The organism is Pirellulaceae bacterium (assembly GCA_029243025.1).
In the GTDB taxonomy this organism is placed as follows: domain Bacteria; phylum Planctomycetota; class Planctomycetia; order Pirellulales; family Pirellulaceae.
This window is the reverse complement of the sequence record JAQWSU010000044.1, coordinates 62,362-77,094: the sequence shown is the minus strand read 5'-3', so window position 1 is coordinate 77,094 and position 14,733 is coordinate 62,362. Positions and strand designations below refer to the sequence as shown.

Here is a 14,733-nt window from a genome sequence, read left to right as displayed (position 1 = left end):
TGCGAGTTCCGTGAGCAATTCATCGCAATAAAGTTGAGACATTCTCGCGCCACAGATCTTCACGGCGCTGCACTCATTCGGCGAACCACCCCTCGCCGATCACGTAGCCTTTCTGGTCCAGCCAATCGCGTTCCCGTTCGTAATAGGCTTCTTGCTTCTCTCGGTCGAACCAACGTTCAAGATTCAGATCGACCGTGTGACCACAACCCGTGCTGGTGCCCCACCGACCTCCACTTAGCCATTGCGGAATCTTTTCGAACTGTCCTGTGCGGCAAGCATGCACCGCCATTAAGGCCAGAGGATCAATCACATCCAACGAGACCACCCTGGGCCGGTCATAGTCAAATTCCGCACGTAGAATTTGCCCGGTCGTGAGCCCCTCGCCGGGTTCCTTCGTTCGCTGATTATGCCGCATGGTTTGCAGACGATCGGGCGGTAATGAGAACAATCCAGTCTTCGGATCCTGACGACGATCAATCAACTTGTGCCCCAACGCCTCCATGAGCTCCAAATCTTCAGGTCGACGATGAACCCGATAGAGATCGGCGAGTGCAAAAAGGTACGGAGGTTCCGCCGGCGCACCATCCAGCTTAAAATCCGGTGGATCGTCCGGTGTCGCACCAAGCTCTCCGAGTCCCTCCCCTCGAACCAATTCGCGCAGTAGCGACCAATAGCGTTTGCGAGTTTCATCATCGGCAAGCCGGTAGGCGCGAGCGATGGCGGTCAGAAATGCGGGAGATGGCGGGTTTGCTCGAAAAGAATCTCCGGCTTTTGCCCCCCAACCATGAAGTACCTTACCGGGCTGAAAAACGTGATCCGTGACGTCCGTACCATCCAGGATGATACTCCGCATGGTGTGGTTTTCTCGATCGTAAGCCGCATCCATATAGCCGAGGATCCAATCATCGATCCGACCATGAACTTCGCTCAATTCGGCTTTGTGGCCGTATTTGTCGGCCTGTTCAACCGTCCCCAACGCACCGAGAAAAAACACCGGCATGTTGTAGATCCAGCTTGAAATAATCACTCGAGGCTCGGTCACATTGGCCTCGGGAAAAGCTTCACGATAAACTTCCAGATGTCGCCGAATCGACGGCGTGTAAAGCAACATCGGCCAGACATTGGTTTTCGGATCGCGGTGGTAAGCGAGTACCTTCAGGTAGCGGTTCCCCCACTGCCGCGGTTTCTGCTCCTGCTGTAGACAGCCTAGCGAATATCCACCAAAGGCCAGGTCGAGTCCAACATCAATGAACCCAAGCACCTCCATCTTGGTGGGCAAATCTTTGACCTCCAACAGCGGACGCTCCCAGGTCTGACGGAAGTCGATGTTCTTATTAAAACCAGCATGACGGTTGTAATGCATGATATTCCAATCACGCACGTAGACCTCCCAGCAACCTTTAATAAATCGTTCCGTCTTCACGGGCGCCACGTCGTACCAGAAGTCGTAGAACGGAAAGACGTCCTCAAGTTCAAAAATATCACCGGAGCGGCCATCGCTGTAGGAGCGATCACCAACCAAATCAATCGTCATGTGATTACCAAACACGATTAAGCCACTGTGTGGCATCGCGTATTCCTCGAACATATGGATTGTCGCTTCCATGGCAGCGTCCGCGTATTTCGGATCGCCGGTCGCCTGACTGAGACTCACAAGTGTTCGCAACAGATTTTGCGAGCGATCAAATTGCGTCTGCACAATCGGACGTGATGCTCCGCCGAGAGCAGGTGGCATCGAGGCAAGCGAGGCGGGTGCCTTTAGCTGTTCTCGATGCAAGTAACGTACGAACATCGGCGTGGTCGTCGGACCGTAGACGTCTCGTCCATGACGGATCACCGTTTCGCCAAAGCGAGCGGCTGCGGCCAAAAATGGATCGGCCGCAATCTGCTGTTGATTGAGCACCGTTTCGGCGACCCAACTTGTGTGAACTCGTCGCCTGGCCGCATTCCGATCAATTCGCGTCGCTGCACGCTCGGCTGCGGACATCGACCCGGGCGCCACAAAATTCACTTTATGAATGGGCTGAGAAAGTTGGGAATGAGACAACTGTGCATCATCAGTGATTAAGCGGATGCCGGAGAGCACCGCATCATCTTCGGCATCATCCGGACAGCTGATCTGCAGTCGATAACTTCCCTTGGTCTGCTTCTCCCGAATGCCAAAATCTGTCACCGGTAGTGCATCCCAAAAATACGCTTGTTTGCCATCACCACGCGAAGGGTGGCGAACAATTTTTTCCTGACCATTCAATTCAACGGTCATCGATCGGATCGGACCATGCTTGGTAATCCACTGAAAGGCCAGCTTGTGATCCGGATGAGGCGGAACGTCGATCGTGAATTCAAGCGGTTGACTGCGATCGGTGTAGTAAATGTAGTAACCGTTGTAGAGTGCAACTTGCTTGTCGTGTCGAGTAAAGTGAATCCAGGCGTGCGGATCCGGCGTCGTATCACCGAATTGCAATTCCGTGAAGATGGGACGTAAGACGCCCGCCCACCTGGCATAGCCAGCACTATTCGGGTGCACGTGATCGGGTAAAAATTCACGCAACGAGGCGCCGTCAGCTCGGGCAAACAGGTCGTAAGTTTTCACAATCGTGACCTGAGGATCGTCACCCCAAGTCTGCGCATAGAGCGAATTGATCTTACGAATTTCTTTCACAGGGCGGTAAGCGTCCGGTGCGCACGGAAACGTTTCACACAACAGGATCGGCATCTTCGGATTGTGCTGTTTGAGGGCCTCAACGATCAGCTTCACATTGCCAAAGACAACTTCCCCCAAGGCCTTCTCGGCAAGATCGTTGGCGCCGATCATCAGCACAACAGCTCGCGGTCGAAGTTCAAGAACATCTTCTGGCAGTCGCACGAGTAAGCCGCGGCTCGTGTCTCCGCTGATTCCGCGGTTGGCAACCTTTAGTTTTCCGAATGCCCCGCGCAAGTCATCTCCCCAGCCTTGCGTAATTGAATCACCCAAGAAAACGACCGACCCCTGTTGCGAGGCGGTCTTGTCCAACCAAGACTTGCGCCGCTGTCGCCACACCCCTCGAAACCAATCGCTGCGTCGTAACGGCCCTGCACCGGTCAAACCAGCGTCCGTATCGGGAATCTCAAGCGGATCCGATGCGACGCCCACCTGCGTCAAGAGAAGGCCCCACATAAGACCCGCGACTAATTTACCCATCATCTTGTCGATAACCTTTCCTCTTGAAATTCGGTTCTTGTTAGCCAAAGCTCGGCCGAAACTCAGGGTCCGAAACATTTCCGTTTCGCTTCGTCAGTCGCAGTATGAAGCTGGTAATCGACTGAGTCAATTAACAATTTAAGCGACCCATCGGCAAGCTCGCACTCTTTCTGCAAGGAGGAAGCTTCGCGAGTCGGCGGAGTAACCACATAACCAGAACTTGCTGCCGCCGGAGCGAAGGAAAGGCGATCACCACACCCGTTTCGCCACGACGAACGCAATTCGATTGGCTCGTCGAATGCATCTCTTTCACGCTTGTTAGCTCGCCTAACCGGACATTCCTTGCCTCGTTTCACCTGCCAAACCTAGGCATTCTTATTTTTCTACGCAAAACCACAGCATTTCCGGAACGGGTAGCCCGTCGGGTACGTCAAAGAGTCGGTTCTGGCGGAATTTCAGCGACCCAATTATTCGAGAAATCAGTCGATTAGGCGGGTTAGAAGGCAAATTGGCCCGACAGACCCCGGCCAGGAGTGCGTTTGCAGCGGGGGACAAACCGGCCGATGCTGACTTTTCCATCCAGTTTTAGAGCGTTCCACGAGGCTGCCCAAAAAAATCCAGAAACGGCCTAAGAAACGAAGCGATGACGGGTCTTCTGCCTTGTAGCAAGTGGGTTGGCCCTGACTTCCAGTTGCCAGGCATAGCGAACCGAGTTTGATGTTGAAACAGTTACCCCGAGTCAATCCGTCCGAAACTCAGGCTGTGAGTAAGCCCAGCTTGCGGACTTTGTTTGAAACGGAAGAAACTCCCCTGTTGCGATATGCCTATTCGCTGGTTGGGCGGCGCACGGTTGCTGAGGAGATCGTGCAGGAGGTTTTCCTTCAGCTGCATGCTCGTTGGGACGATGTCGAGGCTCCCAGAGCCTGGCTTTTCCGCAGCGTTCGCAACCGAGCCTACAACTATGGTCGCGACAATCAACGGGAAGTTATCAATAGCGAATCATGCGAGGAACAGCTGCAAACCGCTCAAGAAGAGTCGCCCGATGCAACGCTGTTGCGACGAGAAACGGCTGACGCATTGAGACAACTAGTGGAGAAGCTCAACGAGACGGATCAAAGGCTCATCAAGCTGAAATATTTCGACCAGCTTAAGTATCGAGAGATCAGCGTCCAAACTGGTTTAAGCGTCAGTAATGTTGGCTATCGTCTCCATCACATTTTGAAAAAGTTGGCAGAAAATTTGCGTTCACTCGGAATCGACGGTAGATCATGAAAGAAGAAACGCACAATCCGCAAACCGATCCAGAACTCGAAGCTCGCATCGTCGCTCGCGTCTTAGGGGAAGCATCCGACTTCGAACGAGAGACGCTGAACCAACTCATTCAGGAGCGTCCGGAGCTCGCCAACTTTCAGGAACGGATTCAACGTGTCCATGGATTACTGGGCGATCTTGAGCCCAACAAATCGCTTGCAGATGATTCTGCCTGGAAATTGTCTGCGGACAAACGAACCTCAATCTTAGCATTAGCAGCTGACAATGAGACCCAACCGGAGGCAGAACCAACCGTCCACCGACAGCCCAAGCAACCAACCAGCAGCTCGCCCACATCGACTTGGAGTTTACAACGAATTGCTGCAATGGTTTGTTACATCACGATCCCCGGCATCCTCATCACGCTGACTTTTTTTTCGATCCGACCGGCTTTGCAAACCGCCCTCTCCACCTCGGATTCCGCCATTACTCCCTCTGATGGCGAAATGCCTTCTTTGGCGATGACTCCCTCGAAATCACCTAATGCAAACCAGGAGCATAGCAACCAGAGCGGCAAAGATTCTTCAAGCTGGTTCGAAGGATCGCCGGAAGCTGACGCACGGAAACCTTCCGAACAACCAAGAGCTATCGGAACGGCTCGATATTTCAACTCAAAAGAAGCAGCTGAAAACTCCGAAATAGGCCACCTCCATTCTTCAGCGAGGCAAACTGCTAACCCCGGTTCAAACAGAGTTAAAAAACGAGCATCAAGCAACTCGAGCAGAAGCCGTGATCGATTCACCGAATCACAATCCCAAGAGAAAAGGGTGGAAAGCGAGAATCGATTTTTCGGTAGAGGTGGGGCGTCGCAAAGCAAGGAACAACAACCTCAATCCGCCGAACCACCCAACGAATCGAAACCTTTCCGACCAGCAGCAGCAGCTACTTCGGGAAAAGCAACGGATCGACTCGATTTACTGAAACGAGCAAGGAATCAAGAAGCAGTAAAACGGGGCGAATCCGCGCCCGCCTTCGACTTACGGCAATCAGGAGAGCGTTACTCAGCGGCAGAAGATTCACCTAGTACCAACGAGACTGACACGGAAGAAACGGAAGCTCGGCCATTGGTAAACCAACCGGCCGCTCCCCCGCTAACTCCATCCTCCAGAACATTATTCGAGCGAGGACAAATCGACGAACCCGCCAGCCAATTATCTGACTCGGGAAGTCCATTCATTCGTTCACCTGACCCCAGCGGCAACCTAGATTTCAAGCAGCGCACCAAAGAATCTGGCGCTGGGCGAAAAGAGGGTCGCCTCAGCAACCGCCGCAATACCCCAGCAACGCAACCCTCACAATCACAGACCCGTTCGGCGAAGACTGGGTTAGCGAACAAGCGCAAACAACCGGAAACGGCAAACGGAGCCGATCTATCGCTCAACTCTGCGCAGCAAAATCATTTGGGGCTCGAATCAAGTCAGCTGGTAGAGCTCGACAAGAACATCGGTGGTTTCGATGGGCTTTCACAACAACCAGAAGTCACGAACAGGCGGAACGAATTCCGCCAAATCCAACAGGCTGACGAGGGCCTCAACGAAAAAAACACTGAACAAGAAGCCTTTTCTACATTTTCTCTGCATGTGAGTGATGTTTCTTTCAAACTAGCACAGTCAGCACTTGCTCGTGGAGAGTGGCCAGCGGCGGAAACAGTTCGTATTGAAGAATTTGTCAACGCATTTGATTATGGCGATCCAACTCCCGGCCGCAGTGAAAAAGTCAGCTGTTGCGTGGAACAATCAATCCATCCTTTTCTTCAACAACGCAATTTATTGCGGATTTCGATGAAGACAGCGGCTGAGGGTCGATCGAATGACACGCCCCTCCGGTTGACATTGCTCTTAGACAATTCAGGATCGATGGAACGACTCGATCGCCGTCAAACGGTGCGTCGTGCATTCGCTTTACTCGCTCAGCAACTCAAACCGATCGATCAAGTCACACTGATCAGCTTTGCACGGCAACCGCGGTTATTAGCCGACAAAGTGAGTGGAACTGAGTCTCAACAATTGCTGCAACTGATCCAAGACTTACCTAGCGAAGGCGGTACGAATATCGAAGCCGCGTTAGCATTAGCCTTCGAAAAAGCCTTAGAACAACGGCTCGAAGGGGCGCAAAATCGTATCGTTTTACTCACGGACGGTGCGGTCAATTTGGGCGATGCCAATCCCGATAGTTTGTCTCAGATGCTTGCGAGAATGCGCGATCAGGGAATTGCGTTTGATGCGGCCGGTATCAGCGCCGAGGGGCTGAACGACGAAATTCTCGAGGCCCTCACGCGTCGGAGTGACGGACGTTATTATTTGCTCGATTCCCTCGAAGCAGCCGATGCAGGTTTCGCACGTCAAATTGCCGGCGCGCTGCGTCCCGCAGCCCAAAATGTGAAAGTACAAATTGAATTCAATCCCCAACGGGTAGGCCACTACAAGCTACTCGGATTTGAAAAACACCGGCTGCAACAAGAAGACTTTCACGACGACAACGTCGATGCAGCCGAAATGGCTGCCGCTGAAGCCGGAGTAGCCATTTATCAATTTGAACCGAAAGCAGATGGCGAAGGTGACGTCGGTTCAGTGTCGGTGCGATTTCGCGACTTGTCGACGGGACAGATGATTGAAAACCGCTGGCCAATTCCGTACGACGCTAACGCTCCACGTTTTGATCGGGCCAACCCGGCCTTGCGTATCGCAGGTTCTGCTGCCCTGTTAGCGGCAAAACTAAAAGGCACAGCGTTGGGAGAAACCGTCGAACTGAAGGCGTTATCCGACGTGCTGGCCGGTTTACCGACGCGATATCGTGATGCAAAGCGACTGCAACAACTGCAGCAAATGATTCAACAAGCTCGACAGATGAGTGGAAAATAGGAACACGCGAATTCAGAGGAATCTTCACTGATGGTCACGACAATCTTGCAAACGTTAACAAAACGACTTTCCGTTTCCACAACCCTGCCCCTGCTCTTACTGTTGTCCTGGGCAAACCTAGGAGTCGTTCTTTGCCAGGGCCAAGAGAGTTCCAACCAGCCCGAAAATCGTACGTCGCTCAGCGGTGATGGGAGAGCAACGATCATCGTCGAGACGGCCGACAACCGCCCCAAGCCCCCGCTGTTTTACACAGCTCGAGCGGATGCCAAGGTGCAAATCGGCCCGGAACGAATCGAACAAAGTATTGAATTGGCAATCAAAGTGATTCAGGGCGAAGCCAAGACACTGAGCTTCGGCTTGCGTGGAGAAGGGCCCGTTAGCGAGGTGAAAGGCGAGAATCTACAGTCTTGGGCCGTGCGACGACAAGGATCTGAACGTTTTCTTGACCTGCATCTCGAACAGGTCGTCAACGAGCAAAAAGTGACGATTACCGTCCGTTCCGCCAAACTCCAGCTTCCCACCGCCATCGATTTGACACATTTGACTCCTGGGAAATCAGTCGGCTTCCAATCGATGGTAAGCATTCACGATGCGCCCGGTATTCAAGGTGTGATCACAGCGGTCAACGGTTTTTCACCGCTCGATCCGAAACAAGCCGAGAGTCCTGAGAGTCCCCTCGAACGTTTTTATAGCTCGACCGGTGGTCGAATCAGGCTCTCGCTCAACCGTGACGGTTCTTCGCCCCCTCCCGTTGAGCTAATAAACACGAGACTTAGCGGCACGATGAATGAAGATCTCCGGTCAATCAGTTTTGAACTCGTCAGCACCGCACACGTCAGCGAGCCCAACACCAACATCACGATCCTGTCTGGCAATGCGGCTCTCAGCCAACTCCCCACCGACAGCAACTATCGCCTTCGGCTTTCAAAATCGAACAAAATGACTGCCTACCAACTGGTATTTCCTCAGGCAGGCACATTTCCGATCACGCTCAACTTCATCGCTACGCTGGAATCACCTCAGGCCAACTCGCATCGCATGGATTTCACGATTGCCGCCAGTGGTGTGGTTCCATTGACGCTCAGCGGACTCCGTTCGGATCTCGAGTTCCACCGCGACCAACAATCCGTCGTACCTGTGCGAAATGACGCTGACTGGAAAGGTTTTTTACCGGCAACAGGTCGCGCCCGTTTACAGTGGAAAACGGCACGCAAAGCAGGAGAAGGAAAGCTTTTTTTCACCACGACGGGACAGATTGAGGCAAGAGTTGGCGCTGGTTTGCTGCGTCAGGATCACCAAATCAATTATCAAGTCCTGCAGGGCGATTTAAAATCGCTTCGCATTCTTTTGCAAGGACCTGGAGAAATACTTGATGTACAAGGCAGTAACGTCGTCGCGTGGAAAGTCAGTGCCCAAGAAGCGGATCGCCAATTGGACATCACACTCAGCCAGCCAATTAACGGATCCGGCCAAATCAAAGTGCACAGTCAGACCCCTCTCGGCGCATTTCCAGTACGAGTCGACGGATTGCGATTGTCTCCGGTTGGGGCCGTCCGCCACTCCGGTTACCTGAGACTCAGCAACCTGGGATCAGTACGTCTCGAACCGACCGGACTGGTAGGTCTCACGCAACTGGCCCCAGATCAGTTTCCGGGAAATGCCATTCAGGCTCGCCAAACCTTTGTTTATCGCTTTCCTGCTACGGAGTACCAGTTCACCCTCGCTGCCGATCGCATTCAGGCCGAGGTGAACGTCGCTGAGCTAGTGCTGTACGAGTTAGCCGAAACGGATCGCGTGATTCAAGCAGATATCGAATTGGACGTTCGAGAAGCTCCAATTCGGGAGTGGGATTTTCTCATACCCTCGGATTATTCAGTGGTCTCGGTCACCGGCGCTAGCGTGGCGGACTACATTTCGGCGAGTGAAGTCACAGACAGTCATCGCAATTTGAAGGTGACATTTTCTCAGGCCATTTTGGGGCGACAATTAGTCCAGTTGCATTTAGAAAAAAACCAGCCCGCGACCGAAGAGGATTGGCGCCTTCCACGCATTGATCATCCAGGTGCGAAATCGATACGTGGCGACATTGGGATCATCGGTGCACCGGGTTTCCGAATCGCAGTCGTCGAGACGAACCTGTTGGTTGAAAAGCCACTCTCTTACTTCCCCAAACCGGCGGCCAATCTGCAACAAGCCTTCCGAATTCGCGAACCTGGTTGGTCAGCCACCCTGCAGATTGAATTGCTTGATCGCAGCATTCAGTCCGATGTTTTCCATCTCTATTCTCTCAACCAAGAAACTGTCTACGGTAGCGCACTGATTAACTATTTCGTCACGGGCGCACCTGTCTCAGAGTGGAACATCGCGGTTCCTGCAACACTGGGAAATGTGATGGTTGATGGCCAGAATGTTCGCACTTGGCGCCGAGACGGCGACACGTTGATCGTTTCTCTCCATCAACCCGTGATGGGCCCGTATACGTTATTGGTAACCTTTGAGGAAAAGCCTGATGAAACCAACAGCACCTTCCAAGCTGGAAAGATCGCTCCTATCGGAGTCCAAGGGGAACGTGGTTACATCCAGGTAGTCAGTCCCATGCAAGTGGAAATTACCACCACGTCCATGTCGAAAGACATGCTCAAGTTAGACCCACTCGAGTTACCGGCTGAGTTTCGCTTGCTCAGCACCGCACCCTCTTTGGGAACCTGGCAATATACAGAACGTCCCTTTGATCTTCATTTAAAAGTGAATTGGTTTCAGCCAGGTAGCCTCGTGACTCAACTCGTTGAGTTCTCGGAAGCGACAACGCGTGTTTCTCAGGACGGTGAACTTGTCACCGACGTGCTCTATTACGTGAAATCCCGTGGGCGACGTACACTTCGCATCCAGTTGCCGGCTGAGCCTGTCCGTCTTTGGGAAATTTCTGTCAATGGGCAGCCTGTCACCGCGCGCCAAACTGACCATGCCACATTAATTCCGTTGCCCGGTAACACGGATCCGAATCTTCCCGTAGAAGTCAATCTGCGACTGGGAAAGCCAAGCGTCAGAGAGTCTTCGCCGGAACTGAGTTTGCCCGTCGTGGACGCACCCATCCTAAAGACACAATGGAATATCCAGGGCGATGAACAACGAGTTTTGATTCCCCAAGGCGGAACCGTCGAACCTCAGGTTCCGGTATTAAGGCCATCCGGTTTTGATTGGGTCACGAATCAGGGGATGGTACCGCTGATCTCCATCGGTCTGCTAAATGGGTTGGGGATCTGGGCTTGTCGCAAAAAAGGCGCGCTCCGTCTATTGGGACTTGCTGGCCTGGCGCTCGCAGTTTTTGTCTGTTTTTCCACCGCAACGATGGCGCTGTCCGACACAGCACTGCCCGCACCGCTGCAGGTCAGCCTGCCGATTCTGCCGGCCGGCGAACTCGTTGAATTTCAAGCAAAGAATATTTCATTATGGCGAGTCAACCTTTCGGGAGTCGGTCTTACTGCCCTTCTCGCAGGTCTCGCTGCCGTCATCTATTCGTTCTTTAAGACCAGAAGCGGAGACCAACGAATCCTGCTCCGCGGCGTCGGCCTCCTCCTGATCGCTCTCGGTATTCTATTTCAAGGCGACGGAGCACCGTTGTTTTTTACGATGCTTGCTCTGGCCATTCTCAGCCTTGCGTTCATTCCTCCCGCCTGGACTTGGTTACGAGGCATTCCCGATTGGTTCCGAAATCTCGCGGAGCGACGTCGAGCGAAAAAGACGGCAACCCCAGAAGCGCAGGAGGCTGGAGCGGGACCGGCCACCGCAACCATCCTTTTGGTAGTCCTCTCCTTTCTCGCCTCCTCCGCAGCTTGCCGAGCGTCGGTTCCCGAGGGCTTCGAAGCCGCCAATGCAATCACTCAGCAGTGGCAACTGACTCATCGAGATGCGCGTCTCACAGCAAACGGCACAATCAAACTCTCCGGACAACCTGGCGATCGCTTTTTACTTTTAAAAGCGCCGGCAATCCTGACACGCTTTGAAACGCAAGGCTTACGGCTCAACAAGAGAAACATTCCCGGCGAAGGGCTAACGTATATCATCAGCATTCCAGTTGTCGAAAATACAGCCTCGTCGCCGGAAGAGACTGACACGACACCTGAGGTAACCGACTACCAAGCAACCTTTGAATTTCAGCTGGAGGCAATTGACCCGATCAAGGGTATTCCTGTCCTCACCGGCACAGCAGCCGTTCAGCAGATCACCATCACGTATGACGAAGCGAACTGGGAAGTGTTCAGCCCAACCGCCATACGTATCGAACCGCTCGATATCTCCGATTCCAAGGAAACTCGGGCGAATCTGCTCCTTCGTCCCGGCCAGGCAACCCTATCACTTAAGCCCCAAGCCCGCGATGTGACAACGGAAGCAAGGCAGTTCTTCGTCGAAGCATCCAACCTCTATATACCGAGTCCCGGTGTAATCGATGGAAAACATAAGCTTCAGATCCGCACCTCCCAAGGGGAAGTTGATGAATTGAACGTACAGGTACCAGCAGGCATAACGGTCAGTGAAGTAACTGGCCCAGTCGGTTCTTGGCAGTTCGATGCCGATAGCGGAGGCTTAAAACTTGAAATCGAACCAAGTCAGTCCCAAGCCTTCGATGTGATGATCCATACGCAACGTGGGCTTAGCCCACTCCCTGCAGATGTCGTGCTCGCACCGCTCCGAGTCGCTGACGCCAGTGGAGAAGTTGGTTTAGTTGCAATTGCATTCGGCCCCGATGCCCAACCAGAAAAATCCACACCGACCGACATGTCTGCGGTGAACCTGGGAGACTTCGACAGCAGCTTGGTTCCCAACGAACGTATCGTGCTGCATCGTGTCTACCGCTATGGCGCCGAGGGAGGGCAACTGGCTTTACGTGTCGCGCCCGTTGATTCAGAAGTCCGTGTTGTCAGTAAACAAGTTCTTTCGTTGGGTGATGAACGAGTTGTATTGGGCATCAACTTCACCGCCGAGATCGCACGAGCAGGCCTGTTTCAACTGAGTTTCCCTTTACCGCAGGGCCTGGAAGTGGAGTCTCTAACCGGAAGCGCGCTGCACCATTGGTCGGAATTAACCGAAGGGAACCAACGTCAAATCATCCTCCACCTCAATGGAAAAACGATGGGTACCCAAGACTTCTCAATCACGCTCACCGGTTCCGCACCGACACAACTCGGCGACTGGGTCATACCTCGTTTCGAATTAAAGGAAGCAACACGTCAAATTGGCGAGTTGGTCGTTAGGCCAACGACGGGCATCCGTTTGCGCACCGTATCACGGCAGAATGTGTCCGAGACCGATCCACGAACGTTAGGCGGAACAGCCCGAGGCGCCTTAGCGTTCCGACTCCTTCAGGGCAATTGGAAGCTGTTGCTCGGCATCGAAAAACTGGAACCTTGGCTCACCGGTCAGGTATTGCATGACATCACACTGCGAGAAGGACAAACGCGATCGACTCTGCTTGCACACTTCAATGTTCAGAACGCTTCGATTCGGACATTACGGGTCAATCTGCCGATCACCAATGAAGACGAAATCAAGACAGTTCGAGCCAGCGGAGAAACGATTAGCGATTTCGTGAGAACGGATCCTGAATCCAACATTTGGGAAGTGCAATTCAAGCGACGAGTCGTGGGAGGAATTGATTTCCGCATCGAATATGAACGACGTGGCGATCGGGCGAATGAAAATGAAACACTGAACCCAGCAACGTTCCCTCAAGCTCGACAACTTTCCTACTATTTCAGCGTCCGCGCGGGCGGACGCCTGGAAATCGAGCACTCTCCTCTCTCGCAAGGATGGCAACGAGCCGATTGGAACACCTTTCCGCAAAAACTGCGTGACGCAGGCAATCGCAATGCACCAGCACTCGCTCTACGAGCTTTAGACCCTGAAAATACGCTTCAAGTCCAAGCCAAGCGTCATTCTCTCGCAGATGCCCTCAAACTACGGGTCGCTAAGGGCTCATTGACCACCGTGCTTTCGCCAAGCGGCGATCAACTGACGGCAGTCGATGTAACCATGGAAGTGATCCAACGCAGTAGCTTAATTGTCGGTCTACCAGCCAACGGCGAACTATTCAGCATTTTTGTAAACGGCGAAAGCGTCCATTCGATCCGCCAATCCGGTGAAACGAACGAGTGGCAGTTCTACATTTTGCCGGGTATCGATGATCGGACTGCCAAAGTACGTTTTGTTTATTCGGTGCCCGGCAAGCGTTTGAATAAGCTGAGATTGCTCAGCCCAAATCTTAACGTACCTCTGGAAAACATCGAATGGAATGTCGTAGCGCCCCATGGATTTGAATTAACTGATCATGACGGAAACCTCGAACTCGTTCGTCAACTGAATCAGGCAACTTACGACGTTGATAGTTATCTCTCGAAGATCAGCGGAAAGCGAGAGGTCCAAGCCCAGCAAGCCGCTCAACTCCTGGAGCAAGCCAACGATCTCCTTCAAGCAGGCGAACAAACCAAAGCTCGCTGGGCACTCAACAGCGTAGCCAACCAATACGCGCTCGACGCAGCGTCCAATGAAGATGCCCGCGTACAATTAGAAAACCTACAAACGCAACAGGCAATTGTCGGACTCAACACGCGCCGGCAGCGACTCTACCTGGACAACAACAAGAACGATACAGCCATTGCAGACAACCAGCAGTTACGGCAAGCTGCTGCCGACAATCCGATTCTGCAACAAAACCAATTAAACTTCCGCCCTCAGGAGCTTAGTCAATTACTGCGAGGCAATACGTCCGAAGACAATGCGATTCTGCAACAAATTGCGGGACGTCTGGTTCAACATCAACACACCACCGACCCAGCCCCTCAGGCCATGCTGATCAGCCTACCCGAAGAGGGAACCGTTTACGCCTTCAGTCGTAGCGTTCAAGTTGCCGAGAATGCCCCACTTGTACTCGATCTCGATTTCGATTCGCAGCTCAGGATTCCTCTCTGGAAGACCCTGGTCGTTTCGCTTTTCCTCGTTATCGTTATCGCTAGCTTAACGACAGTCACAACACGCCGACCATCGGCCTAGGTCACCGTTGGGGTAAAACACGCTGTAAACATTGCGAAAAAACGTTGCCTAAATGGCACGATCGCCAGTTCACACGCGATAGAAATGCTCGCCCGCCGCAGCGGTCTTCAAAAAATCTCGATGAGTGCCATCATGCCATTCCTTAATTCAGTTGACGGCGGCTCGACGGGTATCATTACCTTTGTACTTCTTGATGTTCCCTTCCAGGTAGGATGTCGGCTCAGCCGCACGATGAATTTTGATGACTTCGCCTTCGAATTTTCGATCCGGTAAGGCCTAAAACTGAGACGGACTGCCTGCCCGACCCTGATACGTCTGATCCGATTCCAACAA

At 52.9% G+C, this 14,733-nt stretch carries 4 protein-coding genes; 3 read left to right on the top strand and 1 reads right to left on the bottom strand.

Features of this window, described 5'->3' with window-relative positions; all coding sequences use genetic code 11:
* Positions 1-73: 73 nt before the first annotated feature.
* Positions 74-3,184 carry a GDSL-type esterase/lipase family protein gene (locus P8N76_19110; GenBank protein MDG2383790.1) on the bottom strand — a complete coding sequence of 1,037 codons (3,111 nt, stop codon included), beginning with the start codon at positions 3,182-3,184 and terminating at the stop codon, positions 74-76.
* A gap of 714 nt (positions 3,185-3,898) precedes the next feature.
* On the opposite strand from P8N76_19110, the gene P8N76_19105 reads away from it, so the two are divergent.
* From P8N76_19105 to P8N76_19095, 3 genes are read left to right on the top strand one after another with little or no spacing between them, the layout of a single operon-like run.
* Positions 3,899-4,453: a sigma-70 family RNA polymerase sigma factor gene (locus P8N76_19105; GenBank protein MDG2383789.1), complete on the top strand. Its 555-nt coding sequence runs from the start codon at positions 3,899-3,901 to the stop codon at positions 4,451-4,453.
* Positions 4,450-7,353, top strand: coding sequence for a von Willebrand factor type A domain-containing protein (locus P8N76_19100; GenBank protein MDG2383788.1), 2,904 nt, complete (start codon positions 4,450-4,452; stop codon positions 7,351-7,353). Before P8N76_19105 ends, P8N76_19100 begins: the two co-directional genes overlap by 4 nt.
* Before the next feature lie 30 nt (positions 7,354-7,383).
* Positions 7,384-14,400, top strand: coding sequence for a hypothetical protein (locus P8N76_19095; protein ID MDG2383787.1), 7,017 nt, complete (start codon positions 7,384-7,386; stop codon positions 14,398-14,400).
* Positions 14,401-14,733: the final 333 nt, after the last annotated feature.

Coding starts and splice junctions, on each gene's coding strand:
- P8N76_19105 (MDG2383789.1), top strand. CDS start 3,899: ATGTTGAAACAGTTACCCCGAGTCAATCCGTCCGAAACTCAGGCTGTG.
- P8N76_19110 (MDG2383790.1), bottom strand. CDS start 3,184: ATGATGGGTAAATTAGTCGCGGGTCTTATGTGGGGCCTTCTCTTGACG.
- P8N76_19095 (MDG2383787.1), top strand. CDS start 7,384: ATGGTCACGACAATCTTGCAAACGTTAACAAAACGACTTTCCGTTTCC.
- P8N76_19100 (MDG2383788.1), top strand. CDS start 4,450: ATGAAAGAAGAAACGCACAATCCGCAAACCGATCCAGAACTCGAAGCT.